The 15,929-nt window shown below is 63.1% G+C and carries 13 protein-coding genes; 1 reads left to right on the plus strand and 12 read right to left on the minus strand.

Features of this window, described 5'->3' with window-relative positions; genetic code table 11:
- Window positions 1-2,187 (plus strand): lipase family protein, encoded by a 2,187-nt coding sequence (locus AC07N4_RS21525; RefSeq protein WP_493065939.1) that lies wholly within the window; start codon window positions 1-3, stop codon window positions 2,185-2,187.
- A gap of 1 nt (window position 2,188) precedes the next feature.
- Here the strand turns inward: AC07N4_RS21525 and AC07N4_RS21530 are convergent, their stop codons facing one another.
- From AC07N4_RS21530 to AC07N4_RS21585, 12 genes are all read right to left on the minus strand, one after another.
- Window positions 2,189-2,686, minus strand: coding sequence for a GNAT family N-acetyltransferase (locus AC07N4_RS21530; protein WP_493065920.1), 498 nt, complete (start codon window positions 2,684-2,686; stop codon window positions 2,189-2,191).
- 11 nt (window positions 2,687-2,697) lie between these two features.
- Window positions 2,698-4,794 (minus strand): site-2 protease family protein, encoded by a 2,097-nt coding sequence (locus AC07N4_RS21535; protein ID WP_493065921.1) that lies wholly within the window; start codon window positions 4,792-4,794, stop codon window positions 2,698-2,700.
- Window positions 4,795-6,114 carry an efflux RND transporter periplasmic adaptor subunit gene (locus AC07N4_RS21540; protein ID WP_493065922.1) on the minus strand — a complete coding sequence of 440 codons (1,320 nt, stop codon included), beginning with the start codon at window positions 6,112-6,114 and terminating at the stop codon, window positions 4,795-4,797.
- On the minus strand, window positions 6,111-6,890 hold the full coding sequence (locus tag AC07N4_RS21545; RefSeq protein ID WP_102620535.1) for an efflux RND transporter periplasmic adaptor subunit: 780 nt from the start codon (window positions 6,888-6,890) through the stop codon (window positions 6,111-6,113). Before AC07N4_RS21545 ends, AC07N4_RS21540 begins: the two co-directional genes overlap by 4 nt.
- An 83-nt stretch (window positions 6,891-6,973) precedes the next feature.
- On the minus strand, window positions 6,974-8,473 hold the full coding sequence (locus tag AC07N4_RS21550; RefSeq protein WP_493065923.1) for an efflux transporter outer membrane subunit: 1,500 nt from the start codon (window positions 8,471-8,473) through the stop codon (window positions 6,974-6,976).
- Window positions 8,470-9,540 carry an HlyD family secretion protein gene (locus AC07N4_RS21555; protein WP_096823031.1) on the minus strand — a complete coding sequence of 357 codons (1,071 nt, stop codon included), beginning with the start codon at window positions 9,538-9,540 and terminating at the stop codon, window positions 8,470-8,472. Before AC07N4_RS21555 ends, AC07N4_RS21550 begins: the two co-directional genes overlap by 4 nt.
- A gap of 18 nt (window positions 9,541-9,558) precedes the next feature.
- Window positions 9,559-11,094 carry an MFS transporter gene (locus AC07N4_RS21560; RefSeq protein ID WP_493065924.1) on the minus strand — a complete coding sequence of 512 codons (1,536 nt, stop codon included), beginning with the start codon at window positions 11,092-11,094 and terminating at the stop codon, window positions 9,559-9,561.
- A gap of 102 nt (window positions 11,095-11,196) precedes the next feature.
- Complete coding sequence (locus AC07N4_RS21565) at window positions 11,197-12,114, minus strand: LysR family transcriptional regulator (protein WP_011331856.1); 918 nt, start codon at window positions 12,112-12,114, stop codon at window positions 11,197-11,199.
- A 58-nt stretch (window positions 12,115-12,172) separates the two neighbouring features.
- On the minus strand, window positions 12,173-13,039 hold the full coding sequence (locus tag AC07N4_RS21570; protein WP_085712611.1) for an ABC transporter permease: 867 nt from the start codon (window positions 13,037-13,039) through the stop codon (window positions 12,173-12,175).
- Between the two features lie 20 nt (window positions 13,040-13,059).
- Entirely contained in the window at window positions 13,060-13,920 is an 861-nt protein-coding gene (locus AC07N4_RS21575; protein WP_085712610.1) for an ABC transporter ATP-binding protein, read from the minus strand.
- Between the two features lie 5 nt (window positions 13,921-13,925).
- Window positions 13,926-14,951: an ABC transporter substrate-binding protein gene (locus AC07N4_RS21580; RefSeq protein ID WP_493065925.1), complete on the minus strand. Its 1,026-nt coding sequence runs from the start codon at window positions 14,949-14,951 to the stop codon at window positions 13,926-13,928.
- A gap of 18 nt (window positions 14,952-14,969) precedes the next feature.
- Entirely contained in the window at window positions 14,970-15,866 is an 897-nt protein-coding gene (locus AC07N4_RS21585) for a TauD/TfdA dioxygenase family protein (protein ID WP_096823035.1), read from the minus strand.
- Window positions 15,867-15,929 lie beyond the last annotated feature (63 nt).

Raw genomic sequence — 15,929 nt, forward strand, 5'->3', positions numbered from 1 at the left:
ATTAAGTCATTGGAAAAGGAATTGGATTCACCCTTGAGCGGTCGCATGTTGGCTTGCCCCGCAGGCGGAAAGTGGACAAGTTTTCAGTTGATCGACGAGTACTGTTCAGGTGAGCCCTATGCTGGTTTAGCCTACGTCGCGACTGACTCAGAAGGAAACAAATACACCGGGTGTCTTGATGCCAAAGGAATTGGAAAAGTAGAAAACCATTTCGCCGGACCAGTTTCTCTACTCTTCGACCAAGCTTATGAAGGGAAGGAAAAGGTTTATCTGCGCATGATGGAAAGACCTCACTACCCTCTCAAGATCACCGAACTCCAGGTACGAGCCGAGAAAACCAGCTACCTGAACCCGAATGCCACTCGCACGCGTGAACGACCCGAGGTTGCAAACGGAGGGGATTACTTTCAAGTTGAGGTCCGTCATCTGGTCAGACACGTTTCACACCTGCCACCGGAGGTATTTCGCGATTACCCCCTGGATTCCGGGTGCGCAGCCATCATGCGTGAACACGGCAAACTCGGCGCCGCCCTGATGCCGCAACGCCACACCGTTCTGGAAGTGCGCCCGCTCCGATCGTTGCGTCCAATGTTGTCCACAGCCCCGGAGTTCTGCGCACTCAATCTGTACCAGCTCGCACTAATGGCGACCTTGAGTTACAGCCCTTTCGGCCAGAAACCCAAAATCCCCTCCGCAGAAACAAAAACCGTAGAGTTTCCTCTGCAACCAAGCGTAGGCAATTGGTTTGGCGATTCCCTGGCCAAATGCGAAGAACTGTGGAAAGTCGACAGCGCTCAAACCCAAGCTTACTACCCGCTCTATGAGGACGTACCCTACTCGAGACGGCTCGAAATCATACCGTTCGATCCAAACCTCTACCCCATGAACAGACCGACGCCTGAAGGAGATCTGGAACACCCGGCCAGCGTTCACTTTCTCGATGATATCGGTAATAAATACAGCACTGACACTCAAGCCTTTATTACCCACAACGACGAACTCATTCTGATTGCAGTACGTGGCACTGCCGAGATAATCGCCGATGGATTGCGCGATGCCGATGCCCTGCAAGTGCCATTCACCGAAGGTGAGGGCCAAGTCCATCGTGGTTTTTATGAAGCAGCTAAAAAGGCCGCAGCCTTTGTGGTCAGTTATCTTGATCGCTTTTACACCGGCCAAAACCTCCTGATCTGCGGCCACAGCCTCGGAGGTGCGATCACATTACTGCTCGCGGAAATGCTGCGCCGAAGAGCAGGGTTCAACTACAACATCCAGCTCTACACCTACGGCGCCCCCCGCGCCGGCGACGCGGATTTCGTCCGGGCCGCAGCCGATCTCGTGCATCACCGCATGGTCAATCACAACGACCCGGTACCCAGCGTGCCCGGCAGCTGGATGAACACCAAGGCCGACATCTACGGCGCCGGGGCGGCGCTGACGTTCGTCAATGTGCCGGTGGGTCTGTCGGTGTTCGTCGCCGGTATCACCAATTGGACCGGAGAGGCCTACGACCATCACGGCAGCCTGCGGCACGCCATGCCGGTCGAGTTCGGGCGTGGGCAAGTGTCATCGATCCTGTGGAAACCAGGTTGCGACACCATCACCCAGCACGCCGCATGCGATGTAGCGATTCGACAGCGGCACGGTCTGCCGGATCGGCCGACGTTGCTCAAACAGATCTTCGACGCCGGGCACCACTCGATGACCGGAGCGTACATTCCGGCGTGCTGGGCGGCGTTGCGCCGTTGGCAGGAGGCGCTGGAGGCAGGGCGCTCACTGGTCACCGATCAGGAATACGTCTTGGTCGAGAAAGCGCTGCAACGCATCACTTTACAGCTACGGGACAAGCGAAATGATTTGTCGAGTCGTCCGGACGCCTACGTCCGCGCGAGTGAAAAAGCTATCGAAGCCTTGAGTCGAGAGGTCGATAAAGTGGAGGCAACCCGCAAACGTCTGGAAATATTCCGGCATCAACGCGTCGTCGCCCAGGACGTTTACGGGCGACTGGCAGAACAACCGGAACGACTCGCCGAAAGCCTGCCGCGCTGGAAGGCCCACCCGGAGAATCTAGTCGCGCATCAACTGGCCATGGCGCCGGACGCCACCGAAGAGGATCCGCTGCTGGCGACGCTCTACGGCCACAAGATCGGCGCGCCGCACACCTTTGATATCGACTCGGTCATCTGACTCAACCCTGTGGATACCACACCAACCGCTCCGCTGCCGGATTGCGTTCTTCCACCGCGAACCCCAGCGCCAGGTAATGCTGGCGCGCATGAGGATTGTTGGCCCAGACCACCGTCGTCACCGGGCAGCGGACTTGCTGCGCGGCCTTTTGCACGCCTTGCAACACCGCGCGACCGTAACCCTTGCCCCGGGCCTGGGGGATGAAGGCGATGTACAACACGCGGATTTCGTTGGGGCCGAAATCGGTACTCAGTGCGCCGATGGCCGTGCCGAGTTTTTCCACGACGTAGTGCATGGCATTGGGATGGTTTTCGCCGACGCCCTGCTCCTGCACCTGAAATTGCTGCGCGACCACGTGCTGCACCACTTCCTGCTCGCCGTCGATCCATTGCAGATCCGGGCGCGCCGACTGATAGAGGCTTTGCAAAAACGGCCCGTCGGTGGCCCGCGAAGGCCGCACCACCAATCCGTCTGCCGCCACTGCTGCATTGTCCGCCATGTTCACGCTCCCTAGAAACCGCTTTCCCTGACCCCCAGCGCCGCCAACCGACGCCAGGCCACGCCGAGCACCGACTCGCCACTGCCCTGCAACACCACCACACCGCGCAACGGTTGCACCGGCGTCGGTGGCTGATCCAGCGTAGTCAATCGCGCGCCGTATTGCGCCTGCACCGGTTCCGCCCGTTGCTGTTGATCGCGGCGCACGGCAATCGGCCCGTGGTGATCGGACGTCAGCGCTTCCTGATCGACATAGGCCACGCCATTGGTATCGATTTCATCGAGCTTCACGGTGATCGCCGGGTGCATCGGATCATCGGCGATAAACCGCCCGGTGGCCCCCGGTTTGACCCGCCACAGTTCAGCTTCGGCCACATAACCACGCAGGCGCGAACCGTCCTCGACCACCCGCGCCAGCGCATCCTTGCTCGACAGCCAGCGGCCCGGTGTCAGGTTCGGTAGCAAATCACGCACGGTGCCGGCATGGGGCGCACGCAGCAGCAGGCGTTCGCGGCGGGCGCTCAGGCCACGGTATTCCGCCACGGCTTCGGCGAGGCGTTGCTCGACGATGCCGGCGTCGGCAGCCGTTTCGCTGCGACCGGCCTGACGGCGCATCAGCAACTGCTGAATCTGGATTTCCCGGCGGACGATGGCCTGCCGCGAATCGAGGTCCGGCGACTCCAGTTCGATCAGCACGTCGCCCTGTGCGACCTTCTGGCCGTCCGTGACCTTCACCGTTTTGACCCGCGCCGCCACCGGCGCGTGCAACGCACTGGCCCGACCGCCCTCGAGCATCGTCGGCAACTCGACGGCGCTGCGCCACGGCACGATCAGCACCAGCAACAGGCCGAGCACCGCCAGGCTGCTGAGCAGCACACGGGGACCATGCGCCTGTTCGCGGCGGCTCCACCACTGGCGCCACTCACTCATGATCGGCAGAAAGATGAACCACACCAGTTCCACCAGCATCAGGAAGATCCCCAACACCTTGAAGAACAGGTGATAGACCGCCAGCGCGATCCCGAAAAACAATGCCGCACGCCATAACCATGAGCCATACCCCCAGATCAGCAAACGCCGTTGCATCGCCGGCGACCAAGGCTCTGGCGCCGGTGCGCCATAGCCGAACAAGAATTCACGCAGGCGCCAGCGGCAAAAGGCAAAGGCCCGGCCCTGAAGGTTGTCGACCTCCCACAAATCGCTGAGCAGAAAGTAGCCATCGAAGCGCATGAACGGGTTGAGATTGACCACCAGCGTGGTGATCCAGGTTGCACTGGCGAGCATGAACGCCGCCGTGCGCGCCGGGCCGTCGGGCAGCAGCGACCAGATCAGCAACGCGATGCACGCCAGCAGCAATTCCGCCATCACCCCGCCAGCGCCGATCAGCAGCCGCGCACGTCGGTCATTGACCCGCCAGGCATCGCTGACGTCGGTGTAGAACATCGGCAGCAAGACCATGAACGCCACGCCCATGCTCTGCACCCGACACCCGGCGCGCTTGGCCATGAACGCGTGGCCGAACTCATGGCAGAGCTTGGCGAAGAACAGCGCCACACCGAATGAAATCGCCCCGCCGAGGCTGAACAGGTGCGGAAAGGTGCCGACAAATCGCTGCCAGTCCCGCGAGACCAGAAACACCCCGAGCGCCAGCGTCGCCGGCAAGCCGAAGCGCAGCACCCTTGGCCCGAAGCGCTCCAGCCACGGCCACGCCCGATTGAGAAACGCATCCGGTCGCCACAGTGGAATGCGGAAAAACAGGTATTGATGCAGCAGGATTTTCCACAGGCTCTGGCGTTGCGCGAGGGCCTTGAGCTGGTAACTGGCGCGTTGCTGATCGTCGAGGGCGCTGATCAGGTCATGCCCGCGCAGAAACGTCAGCAATTGCTCCAGCTCGACGCCGTCCAGCGGCAAGCCGGGTTCGCGGTTGGCGGCGCGCAGCACTTGCTCGGGATCGCCCAACGACCAGTGGCGCAACAGGCGCATCGCCGCCGTGCCGAGTTTGAAATAGCGCCCGCGCACCGGGTCGGCCAGGGTCCAGCGCGGCGAGCCGTCCAGTGCCGGCGCCGCGGGCGACAGTTGCAGGTCGGCACGCAGGCTCGGCAGGTTCATTTACAGGCCTACGCTCTGGCGTAGACCGGCCAGCGGGCGGCGCAGCAGATACAGCGCCAGCGGCGCGCGGTCGCCAAATATCTTTGCCGTGCCGCGCAGGCCGATACGCGGTGGTGCGCCGGTGAAATTCGCATCCAGCCGATAGGCCAGTTGGCCGCCGGCGGTGGGCTGCGCCTCATAAGCCGAACGCTCAAGTCTGGCGACATGGCGTTGCAGCGGATCGCTGTCGAGGAACAGCGCAATGTCGGCGCCCGGCTCCAGCGAAATCGCATCGCCTACCGCCAGTTCGATGCGCAGTTCGGCCTGGTTCGGGTCGGCGATTTCCATCAATCGCTCACCGGTCTGCACCGGTTTGCCGGTCCAGCGCTCGGCGTCGGCGAACACCGCAATGCCGTCGCGCTCGGCACGCACTTCGCTGCGGTTGAGCAGTTCGCGAGCGTAGTCACGCTCGGCGCGTTTTTGCTCGACGCGGGCGGCCAGCAGATCCACTCGTGAACTGGATTCAGCGTCGGCGAACGAGCGTTGGGAGTTGGCTTTGAGTTCAGCTTCGGCTACCCCGAGCGCGCGTTCCGCGACATCGGCCTGGGCCTTGAGGGTGGTGCTTTCGAAACGCAGCAACAGGTCGCCGGTTTTCACGGTTTGATTGGGTTTGACCAGAAACTCGGCGATCACCCCGTCCACCGGAGCCGCGACCACACGACCGCCCTGCGGCACCACTTCGGCCGGGGCCAGCACCGACTGGCGCACCGGGATCAACAGGCCAAGCAACAACACCGCGACCAGCGCCACCTGGCGCTTGCGAGTCCAGCGCAGCCGCCACGGCTTGCGCGGTTGCAGCGCCAACCAGGCGTGGCTGTAGGTGTCGCCCAGTTGCGACAGCAGCACTTGTTCGGATGGATTCCACGGCACGTCGCGGGCCAGCCACAAACCGCCGAACACCTCGCCCTCGCGGTCGATCAACGGCAGCCAGAACACCTGAGCGGCGGACAGGCTGCGCCAGTCGGCCTGAATCGATTCGCCCACCAGCTCAGGCGCGATCACCCGCGCAACCTTCAACACATCCTGCTTGAACAACTGCGCCACCGCCTGCTCGACGAACGCCACGAACGGCGCATTCGGTTCCACCGCGCTGACGCCGGTCACGGCCTGTACCTTGCCGGCGATCAGCAATGCCGCATGGCGATAACCGAACAGCGACTGCCCGTCATTGACCAGGCTGTAGGCCAGTTGCGACGCATCGCGGGCGGCGCGGGTCTGCCGTTCGAGATCGAGAAACCGCGCGAACACCTGCTCGGCGGCGCCGCTCACCGGGGCGTTCACTTAAGCTCCGGAAAACGCGCGGTGCCGCTCATGCCGGCGAGCAGGCCTTTGGCTTCGGGAAGTGTGGCGACCAGCAACAGGGTCTGACTGCCTTCATCGATCCGCGCGCCAAGGCGTTTGACCGTGGCGTCGATTGGCTGGCCGGTCTCATCGGGGACGAAGCTGAACGTCTGGCCGGGCTTTAGCCTGGCCATCCAGCGCGAGGGCACCAGCAGATGGATTTCCAGCGTGCGGTTGTCGACCACATCGAGCAGCGGAGCTCCGGCCGACACGCTTTCGTAGCGTTGCACCTTGCGCTCAACCACTTGCCCGTCGAACGGCGCGACCACGCTGCAGCGTTTGACCTGGACTTGATAAACCTGAGATTGCGCCTGAGTCTCGCTGACCTTGGCCTCGGCCCGGGCCACCTCGAAACGCCCGACGGAATTGAGCGCCGCCAGTTGCCGGTTGTGCGCCAGTTCTTCACCGGCGCCACGGCTGGCGGCTTGCGCGGCATTCAACTGGGCCTGATAGGCCGAACAGTCGAACTTCGCCAGGGTATCGCCCTTCTTGAACGACTCGCCCTCGCTGAACGGCAACTCGACAATCCGCCCGGACAACTCGCTGGCGAGCGTCGCCTGATCCCGAGCCCGCAAAACACCCCGTGCTTCGCTGCTGGCCGACGCATTGGCCGCCCCGCCACTATCCTGCAGCGGATCGTCTGGCGCGGGCGTTTGAGCCTGAACTGCACACGTTACTAAGGTCAATCCGACAACCCAACCACGAAAACGCCGCATAACCGTTACTCCCTGACGGATGCTCGGAGTCTACGACAGCGGGGGTTAGCGTCAAGCGAAAGGCCATCATTCAAGTGCGAGAATCAACGCTGCGCCATCTCCCCCACCGGATACACCGACTCCCATCCCCCGCCCAACGCCCGGTACAACCCGACCATCGCCAGTGAAACGCCGGTGGAGCTTTCCACCCATTGTTCCTGGGTTGCGAGCAGTGCGCTTTGCACGGTCAGGACGTTGACGAAGTCGACCACGCCTTCGACGTATTGCTGTTGTGCGGTGCGCAGGGCGATCTGGTTCTGGCGCACGGCTTCGGCGAGGCTGTCGCGGCGGCGCTGGCTGGCGTTGTAGGCGGTCAGTTGGTCGTCGATTTCGTGCCAGGCGCGCAGAACGGTCTGTTGATAACCGATGGCGGCTTCCTGCTGCTGGGCTTCGCGCAGTTGCAGCACGCCACGCAAGCGACCGCCGTCGAACAGCGGCAAGCTGAATTGCGGACCGATGCCGAAGGCGCGTGAGCCCCAGGAGCCGAAGGCGCGTGAGCCCCAGGAGCCGAAGGCGCGTGAGCCCCAGGAGCCGAAATCGCTGAGCTGCATGGCTTGCGAGCCGAGATTGCCGGACAGAGTGATGCGCGGATAGAAATCCCCCTTGGCCACGCCGATATTGGCGGTGGCGGCGTGCAACCGGGCTTCGGCCTGGCGGATGTCCGGACGGCGTTCGGCCAGTTGCGACGGCAGGCCGATGGCGACTTCCAGCGGCGACTGTGGCACCGGCGCGTCTGTGGATAACTCTTTACTCAGGGCTTGCGGCGGTTCGCCCATCAACAGGCTGATGGCATTGATCAGTTGCGCCTGACGCTGCTCCAGCGCCGGCAGCCGCGATTCGATGGCCGCCACTTGCGCGGCCGCTTCGGCTACGTCCAGATCGGTGGCCACGCCGTCGTTCAACCGCAGTTGTGAGAGTTTCAGGCTGTGCCGCGCGACTTCGAGGTTCTGCTCGGTGACCGCGCGGGTGTTTTGCACGCCGCGCAGCTGGATGTAGTTCTGCGCGGTGTCCGCGAGCACCGCCAGCAACACGCCGCGACGGTCGTTTTCCGCGACTTCGAGATTGGCATCCGCCGCTTCGGCTTCCCGACGCACACGGCCCCAGAAGTCCAGTTCCCAAGAGGCGGAGAAACCGGCGTCCCACAGGTTGAAGGCGGAATCGCCGTTGTGCCCGGACGGGTCGCTCAGGCCTTCGCCGCTGTTGCGTTTGCGGGCATAACTGCCGCTGGCAGCAGTCGTCGGATAGCGGTCCGCGGTGATCACCTGGCGGGCGGCGCGGCTCTGTTGCAGGCGGCTGCTGGCCAGTTGCAGGTCGAGGTTGCTGCTCACGGCGCGCTGGGTCAGGGCTGAGAGTTGCGCGTCGTGAAAAACCTCCCACCAACGCTCGTTCAGGGGTTCGCTGACGGCCTGGCTGGGGGCGGACCTGGACGGTCTTGCCCAGTCGGCAATCTGCGTGGCTTCGGGCTTCTGAAAGTCCGGGCCTACGGTGCACGCCGCCAGCGTCGACAGACTGAGAACAACCGTCAGAGATTGAAAGCGCTTCATCGCTGCGTCACCTCACGCACCGACGCCGCCGAGCTTTTGGTATCAATGCTCGCCTCCACCGACATCCCCACGCGCAGGCGCTCGGCCAGCGGCTGGCCCGGTTCCAGCAGGATTTTCACCGGAATCCGCTGCACGACTTTGGTGAAGTTGCCGGTGGCGTTGTCCGGTTTGACAGCGGCAAAGGTCACGCCGGTGGCCGGGGCGATGCTTTCAACGCGACCGCTCAGGGCTTCTCCGCCGAGGCTGTCGACCCGCACTTGCACGTCTTGTCCGGGCTGTACGTCGGTGAGCTGGGTTTCCTGGAAGTTGGCGACCACATAAGCCTGCTTCAACGGCACCACCGCCAGCAGTTTGCTGCCCGGTGTCACGTAGGCGCCCACCCGCACGGCGCGTTCGCCGATCATGCCGTCCTGAGGCGCGGTGATGCGCGTATAGGACAGCTCGAAACTGGCGATTTCCAGCGCCGCCTGTGCCTGTTTCAGACTGCCTTCGGCGGCATCGCGCTGCGCCGTCAGAATCTCGACCTGTTTGCGTTCCGCGGCCAGTTTTGCCGTGGCCGTGTCCAGCCGCGCAGAAGCCTGATCAATCCGGGTGCGCGCCTGTTGCGCGTTCTGCACGGTGCCGGCACCGACGCCGGCCAAGTGGTTGTAGCGGTTCAGTTCCTGCTGGGCGAAGGCCATTTCAGCCTTGGCCGAAACCACCGACGCCTGCGCCTGAGCGATCACCGAGGTCTGCCGCTCCAGCGTGGCCTTGGCGTTTTGCAATTGAGCGCGGGCGACCACGGTGTGCGCATCGGCGGCTTCGGCGGCGGCGCGCAGGTCGCGGTCATCGATCAGCGCCAGCAACTGCCCGGCCTTGACCTGCTGGTTGTCTTCCACCAGCACTTCCTTGATGAACCCCGCCACACGCGGCACCACCAGGGTGAAGTCGGCAGAAACGAACGCGTCGTTGGTGTTCTGCTGAGTGCGCTTGCCGAACAGGCCGGGCATCGCCAGATACACCAGCACACCGACCGCCAGAGCGGCGGCCACGGCCACCGCGAGTTTTTGCTTTGCTTGAGTCGTCATAAAAACCTTCTGTTCCAGTCAAGTCGGCGCGCGCGGCGGAAAGATCCGCGTCGGCAGCCAGAAAATCAGCAGGATCAGCGTCACTGCGACGCCAGCCATACACAGATAAAGATCCGAAGAAGTCAGCACCACGGCCTGTTCGTGCAGGCGATGGGCGAGGCCCGGGTCGTTGCTCGCGGCCAGCGGCGAGTTGCCGAGGCGATCCACCAGCATCGTCGAGTGAAAATGCAGGCGCGCCGTGGTCAGCGCCTCGATGGCACCGGTGGCGACCACCGCCGCCAGGCCTTTCACGGTGTTGAACCACGCCGACGCGAATGGCCCGTCCTGTGGCTGGATGCTGCCGGTCGACAGCATCAGCAACGGCAGCACCGCCATCGGCTGGCCGAAAATCTGCAGCCATTGCAGGACGTAGAAATCGTCGCGAATCCATTCCGAGGTCAGCTGCGAGCCGCCCAGGCACGACAGCGTCAACATGCTCAAGCCGATGCCGAGCACCCAGCGACAATCGACCCAACGCAGGTTGCACAACGCCGCCACCAGCGGCAGCGCGATCAGTTGCGGCAACGCCGCGAGCAACATGATCGGTGCGGTCTGCACCGGCCGGTAACCCTGCACCTGAGCCAAGTAACTCGATGGAATCAGCACCACCGCCAGCAGCACCACCAGCACGCCAGCCAAGGTCATCAGGGCGAACGACAGGTTGCGGATGCCGAGCATCTGCAACTTGAAAAACGGGATCGGCTGCGACCATTCATTGATCAGAAACGCCACCAGCAACAGCGAACCGGCGCCGAGCAAACCGCAGATCAGGTTCGACTCGAACCAGTCAAGTCGATTGCCCTGCAACAGACCGATCACCAACATGCAGATCGCCGGAAAGCCCAGCAGCAGACCTTTCCAGTTGAACGACTTGAGGCGCTCCAGACGCAGCGGATCCTGCGGCAAGCCATACGCAACAGCGGCCATGGCGATCAGGCACGGCACGATGATTTGCCAGAACGTCCACTGCCAACCGGCGTACTCGGTCCACAACCCGGCCAGCGGCGTACCGAGACCGGGGCCAAACGTGGCGGTCAGGGCGTAACCGGCAAGGCCGTACAGTTTGATATTGGCCGGCAGAAACCGCAGGGCCACCGTCATCAGCATCGGCGGCAACGCGCCGCCGGCCAGGCCTTGCAGGATGCGCATCAGCAGCAGGCTTTCGTAGTTCGGGGCGAACGGACAGAGCACCCCGAGCAGGGTGAACACGCCGATGGCGCACAGGGTGAAGCGACGCAGAGAAAAGGTCACCGAGCACCACGGCGCGAACGCCATGGCCGCCACCGAAGTCGCGGTATAGCTGGCGACCAGCCAGGTGCCTTCGTCGTAGCCGATGCTCAGGGCGCCGCGAATGTCGGCCAGGGCGACCTTGGTCACCATCTCGTTGAGGCCCGACACCAGCACCGCCAGCAGTACGCCGACCAGGCCAATGATGATCCGCGCCCCGAACACCGGGGGCGCGGCGGCCATCGGAGCGGCAGCGGCAATCGGCGCCGTAACCGTCAGGGATGTCATGCAGGCAAACTCCGGAGGGAAAAATACCGGAGCATCTTAGTAAGGCTTAGAGCTGACGAAAATTGACTTGTTGGCAGCTTATAAGTGCGTCAGACGCAATCGTCAGGGCTGCGCCGCCAGCCAGGTTTCGTCGCAGCAGGTCTTGAGGGTTTCCCGCAGCCAGCGGTGGGCCGGGTCCTTGTCGAAACGCGGGTGCCAGGCCTGGGTCAGCATCAGCGTCGGCAACGGGATCGGCAGGTCGAACGAGCGCAGCTTCAATCCCAGTCGCCGCACGCTGAGCAGCGCTTCCTTGGGCACCGGCAGGATCAGGTCGGAGTCCGGCAGGGCGAACATCGCCGCGTGGAAACTTGGCGCGATCACCGCCACTCGCCGCTCCAGCCCCAGGGCATTCAAGGCGGTGTCGATAGGCCCACGGGCGATGCCCCGGCGGGACATGCTGATGTGGGAAAAACCGGCGTAGCGCTCTGCGGTGATCTCGCCATCCAGCAGCGGGTGATCCTCGCGTACCAGGCCGACGAAGTGGGTGGAAAACAGGTTCTGCACTTTGACTTCCGGGGTCACCGGACGCGTGTTGCTGACACTCAGGTCGATTCGCCCTTCGCGCAAGGCTTCATCGTCGCCGTCACCCTCGGGAACGAAGCGCAATTCACAGTGCGGCGCCAGTTGATCCAAGGTGTCGAACAGCTTGCCGCCGTACACGCCGACGAAAAAATCGTTGGCGCGAATGCTGAAACGCCGGCGCAGGGTGCCTAGTTCCACCGCATCCGCCGAGCGAAACAGCAGCGCCGCCTGCTCGACCACATCGCGCACCTGTTCGCGCAGTTCCAGCGCCTTGGGCGTCGGCACCAGACCCCGGCCGGCACGCACCAGAATCGGATCACCAATGGCTTCGCGGATTCGCGTCAGCGTGCGGCTCATGGCTGCCGGGCTGAGGTTCATCCGCCGCGCGGCGCCGACCACGCTGCCCTCGTCGAGCAAGGCGTCGAGGGCGACCAACAGGTTCATGTCCGGAAGTTGCATGCCGAGCACTCGTGACCGATCAGAATTGATTCGGACGCAATGCTAGCAGATCAAACAATCAGCGCTGCATTCCCCAGCGTTTCACCGTCACCCGCTCCAGCGTGTCGAATACCAGGTTCTCCACCAGCAGACCGATGAGGATCACCACGGCCAGACCGGCAAACACCTTGTCGGTATACAGCTCGTTGCGGTTCTGGAAGATGTACCAGCCCAGACCACCCTTGCCGCTGGTGGCGCCGAACACCAGTTCGGCGGCGATCAGGGTACGCCAGGCGAAAGCCCAGCCGATTTTCAGCCCGGCGAGGATCGACGGCAGCGCCGCCGGAATCAGGATGAACAGCACAAAGCGCATGCCCTTCAAACCGTAGTTGCGCCCCGCCATGCGCAGGGTTTCCGAGACGCCGAGAAACCCGGCGTAAGTATTCAGCGCCAGCGCCCACAACACCGAATGCACCAGCACGAAAATCAGGCTGTTCTGACCCAGGCCGAACCACAGTAACGCCAGCGGCAGCAGCGCAATCGCCGGCAACGGGTTGAACATCGAGGTCAGCGTACTCAGCAGGTCCCGGCCGAATTGGGTCGAAACCGCCAGCGTGGTCAGGGCGAAGGCCAGGACGATGCCAATCAGGTAACCCTTGAGCAGCACCACCAGCGAGATCCACACCTTGCCCAGCAGCTCGCCGCTGAGCAGGCCGTCGTACAGCGCATGACTGGTCTGCAAAAAGCTCGGCAGCAGCAGATCGTTGTTCTGCACCCGGGCCACCACTTCCCAGAGCACCGCGAGCAGAATCAGGATCACGCTTTTGCGCAGCCAGCCCTGCTGCCACAGGCGCTGGCCCAGCGGTAGTTCGCGCTCCACCGGGACGCTGGTCAGCGGTTGCAGAACGGTTTCGAATTCTTGACGTACGGATGATGAATGGCTCATCGGGCGATCCTCCGGGTGGCTCAATAAGCGATGCGAATGTCGTTGAAATCGTGCTCGCGCTCGGTTTCCGGCGACTGCCCTTCATCGAACAGCAGCCGATGAATGCGCCGCGCCGATTCCTGGAACGCCACACCGCCGAGGCTTTGCAGATCGTATTGATGACTGTGCACTTCCGCCCTCACCCGCCCCGGATGCGGCGACAGCAGCAGGATGCGATTGCCGACCACCAGCGCTTCTTCAATCGAGTGAGTGACGAACAGCAAGGTGAAACGCACCTCCTCCCAGAGCAGCAGCAATTCCTCCTGCATCTTGCGCCGGGTCAGGGCATCCAGCGCAGCGAATGGCTCGTCCATCAGCAGGATTTTCGGCTGCATCGCCAGCGCCCGGGCAATCGCCACCCGCGCCTTCATGCCGCCGGACAAGGTGTGCGGATAGGCATCGGCGAACGCCGCCAGACCGACTTTTTCCAGATAATGCAGGGCGCGCTCCTCGGCTTCCTTTTTCTTCAAGGTGCGCGAGGCCAGCAGCGGAAACATCACGTTCTGTTTGACGGTTTTCCACGGTGGCAGTTGATCGAACTCCTGAAACACCACGATCCGGTCCGGCCCCGGCGCGTCGACGCGCTGACCTTGCAGACGGATCTCGCCCTCGCACGGCGCAATGAACCCGGCGACGGCTTTGAGCAAGGTTGATTTGCCGCAACCGGACGGGCCGAGCAGCACGAAGCGATCCTGCTGGTCGACTTCGAAACTGACCTGGTGTGTGGCGCGCACGACGCGCTGCGGCGTGCGGTATTCGAGGCTGACCTGGTCGACCGCCAACAGCGCCTGCGCTGTGGCGATCGGGTTGCTGGCCGCGTGGCCTTGCAAGGGGGCGTTCATGTCGATCAGCTCCCTTGCAGCGGTTTGGCGTCCTGGAAGAAGTAGTCCTTCCACGATTCAGGTTTGTTCTTGATCGCGCCGACGCGATAGAGGAATTCGGCCAGCGGGTAGGTGTTTTTCGGCGTGACGCTGAATTCGAACTGCGGGTTGTCGATGATTTTCAGCAGTTCGGCGCGGTCGATCTTGGCCTTGGTCACGCGGAGGTAAGTGTCCGCCGCCGCGCCTTTATCGTTCTGCGCAAATTGCGCGGCTTCAGTCAGGGCTTCAACGAACGCCTTGTAGGTCTTCGGGTTGTCGTTGCGGAATTTCTCGGTGGCGAACAGCACGGTCGGCGAGTTCGGCCCAAGCACGTCATAGGAGTTGAGCACCACGTGCACGTTCGGGTTCTGCAGCGCCTGATCCTGGAATGGCGGATTAGAGAAATGCCCGGTCAGCTCGGTGCCGCCGGCGATCAACGCAGCGGTGGCGTCCGGGTGCGGGACGGCGATGGTGTACTTGTCGAGGCGATTGAATTCCTTGTCGCCCCACTGCTTGGCGGCCGCGTATTGCAGGAAGCGCGACTGCACCGAAACGCCAACCGCCGGCACCGCGATGCGATCCTTCTCGGTGAAGTCGGCGATGGTCTTGACCTTGGGATTGTTGCTGACGAGGTAGTACGGGAAGTTGCCCAGCGAGGCCACGGCCTTGACGTTCTGCTTGCCATGGGTGCGATCCCAGATGGTCAGCAACGGCCCGACGCCAGCGCCGGCAATGTCGATGGAGCCGGAAAGCAGCGCATCATTGACCGCCGCGCCACCCGACAACTGAGTCCAGTCGACCTTGATGTCGAGCCCTTCCTGCTTGCCGTACTTCTCGATCAGTCCCTGATCGCGCACCACATTGAGCAACAGATAGACAATCCCGAACTGTTCGGCGATACGGATTTCACCTTCGGCGTGGGCCACGGTCGGCGCCACCAGGCTGCCGGCGATCAGGCTGAAACCGAGGCCGATGGCAGCCGCCAGCGGCGCGAATGGAAGACGTTTGGACATGATCGGTTCTCCGGCAAATCAGAAAGGCGCGTCGCCCTGGATGGTGGTGCGATACAACTTGCGGCGCAGGTGCGCAGGGCAACCGGCGGCAAGGTGGATCAGCGAACGGTTGTCCCAGAACACCAGGTCGTGGGGCTGCCATTGATGGCGATAGATGTTCTGCGGCAGCACGCTGTGGGCGTAGAGCTCATCGAGCAGTTGTTTGCTCTCGTCCTCCGGCAGGCCGACGATGCGGGTGGTGAAGCCTTCGCTGACGAACAACGCCTTGCGGCCGTTTTCCGGGTGGGTGCGGACCACCGGGTGCACGACCTCGGCGACTTGGGCCAATTGCTCCGGGGTCAGGGTCGGGCGCCAGTTGCCTTCGAATTTGGTTTCGCTGTAACGCGCAGTGTAGGAATGCGCAGCCGAACGGCCTTCGACGGCTTTGCGCAGCGCGTCGGGCAGGCTGTCCCAGGCTTTGTGCATGTCGGCGAACAGGGTGTCGCCACCTTCGGACGGCAGCTCCTGGGCGTGCAGCATCGAGCCGAGGCTCGGCAGCTCTTTATAGGAGAGGTCCGAGTGCCAGAATTTGCCGGCATCACCGAGGCCGATGTTCTGGCCGTTCTCGACGATGTTGGAAACAATGAGGATTTCCGGGTGATTGGCCAGCAGGAACTGCTTGAGCACGTGGATCTGCAACACGCCGAAGCGGCGGCTGAAATCGATCTGCTGTTGCGGGGTGATGCGCTGGTCCCGGAACACCACGACGTGGTGATCGAGGTGCGCGCGGTGGATGCGGGCGAAGTCTTCATCGTTGACCGAACGGGTCAGGTCGAGGCCGATGATTTCGGCGCCGACGGCACCGCTGAACGGGCGGATCTCGAAGGTTTGCGGCGCGACAGTCGCGGCGCTTGGGGTAGCAGTAGCTGCGGACATCAATCAATCTCCCACGCACGGCACGCTCAAGGGCGCGCGCGTCGATCAGAAACTCACGCTGGA

Source organism: Pseudomonas sp. GW821-FHT09E04, assembly GCF_059416185.1.